The following is an 883-nucleotide window of genomic DNA, read 5'->3' as shown; positions in this document are numbered from 1 at the left end:
GTGGTGCCCCGGGAGCGGTTCACGCCTGGGTTCTACCTTCCGTCCGGGCAGGCCGACAGTGATGGTCTGCCCGTCTGGGAGCCGGTCACCGCCGCGCTCGACCGCACGCACTGGCTGACAGCCGCGTACGAGGACACCACGCTCCTCACGCAGTTCGACGGCGAGGAGCCCGACTGGGCGGCGCCCGCGACGCGGCACGGTGGCGTACCGACCTCCTCGGCCACGCTTCCCTCCCTCGTGCTGCGCATGTGGGGGGACGCCGACATCGAAGACGGGCACACGGTCCTGGAGATCGGCACCGGCACCGGCTACTCCACCGCGCTCGCCTGCGAACGCTTCGGCTCCACCCACCTGACCAGCATCGACGTGGACGACCACCGCCTCGCCCAGGCGGCCGACGCCCTCTTCGCCTGCGGTTACTCCCCCACGCTCGCCGTGGCGGACGGGCTCTACGGGTACTGGCCGGAAGCGCCTTTCGACCGGGTGGTCGCCGCATGCTCCTTCCGCACCGTGCCGCCCGCGCTCGTCGCCCAGACCCGGCCGGGGGGCAAGATCCTGCTGACACTGGGCGGTTGGCTGTACGGCTACGCGCGGGTGCTGCTCACCGTCGCCGAGGACGGCAGTGCGGCGGGGCCGCTGCTCCCCGGAACGGTCTCGTTCATGCCGGCCCGCGTCCACGCCGCGCCGGCCTTCGGCAACCCCGCCCACTGGGCGGCAGCCGTCCCCCCGGCCCGCCGGGACGCGCGGCACGGCCCGGCCCGGATCAGCGACCCGACGGAGGAGGCGTTCCTCCTCCGCTTCCTCGCGCAATCGGCCGTGCCGAACGCGCAGTTGACGACGATCGGGGAGACCGTCCACCTCATCGACGTCATGACCGGCTCGG

General features: G+C 73.3%; 1 protein-coding gene. It reads left to right on the top strand.

Translation table 11 applies throughout. The features are described from left to right. On the top strand, positions 1–883 hold an 883-nt coding region (locus ACL02R_RS30025; protein ID WP_412800118.1), incomplete at both ends, for a methyltransferase domain-containing protein.

The organism is Streptomyces sp. MS19 (assembly GCF_047200595.1).
Classification (GTDB): domain Bacteria; phylum Actinomycetota; class Actinomycetes; order Streptomycetales; family Streptomycetaceae; genus Streptomyces.
Note: the sequence above shows the minus strand (reverse complement) of the source record. Positions and strands in the feature narration are given on the sequence as shown.